Origin of the sequence: Burkholderia sp. HI2500, assembly GCF_002223055.1 — a bacterium.
Lineage (GTDB): Bacteria > Pseudomonadota > Gammaproteobacteria > Burkholderiales > Burkholderiaceae > Burkholderia.
The window spans coordinates 1-511 of the sequence record NZ_NKFL01000019.1; the positions used below are offsets into that span (position 1 = coordinate 1).

At 63.4% G+C, this 511-nt stretch carries 2 pseudogenes; both read right to left on the minus strand.

Features of this window, described 5'->3' with window-relative positions:
- A pseudogene (locus CFB45_RS38045) lies at nt 1-298 on the minus strand (electron transfer flavoprotein subunit alpha/FixB family protein); the annotation flags it as partial.
- Between the two features lie 16 nt (nt 299-314).
- A pseudogene (locus tag CFB45_RS38050) lies at nt 315-511 on the minus strand (electron transfer flavoprotein subunit beta/FixA family protein); the annotation flags it as partial.

Consider the following 511-nt stretch of genomic DNA (forward strand, 5'->3'; position numbering starts at 1 on the left):
GCGCGATGTTCTTGCCGTAGGCCGTCGCCGGCGCGAGGATGTGCGAGTAATCCTTCGCGATGTTCAGCGCGGTCGCTTCGACGTTTTCCGCGAGGCCCGCTTCGAGTTGCGGCGCGTCGGCCAGGAGTACCTTCGACACACCAGCGATCTTCGCTGCTGCATCCGCGGCCGCTTGCGCATTGTGGCCCGCGACCAGCACGTGAATGTCGCCGCCGATCTTCGCTGCCGCCGCCACCGTGTTCAGCGTCGCGGCCTTGATCGACGCGTTATCGTGTTCTGCAATCACCAGAATCGTCATTTCTTTCCGCTCCCTCTTACAGCACCTTGGCTTCGGTCTTCAGCTTCTCGACCAGCGTCTTCACGTCCGGCACCTTCACGCCGGCCGCGCGCTTCGGCGGCTCGACCACCTTCAGCGTCTTCAGACGCGGCGCGACGTCGACACCCAGGTCTTCCGGCTTCACGGTTTCCAGCGGCTTCTTCTTCGCCTTCATGATGTTCGGCAGCGTCACGT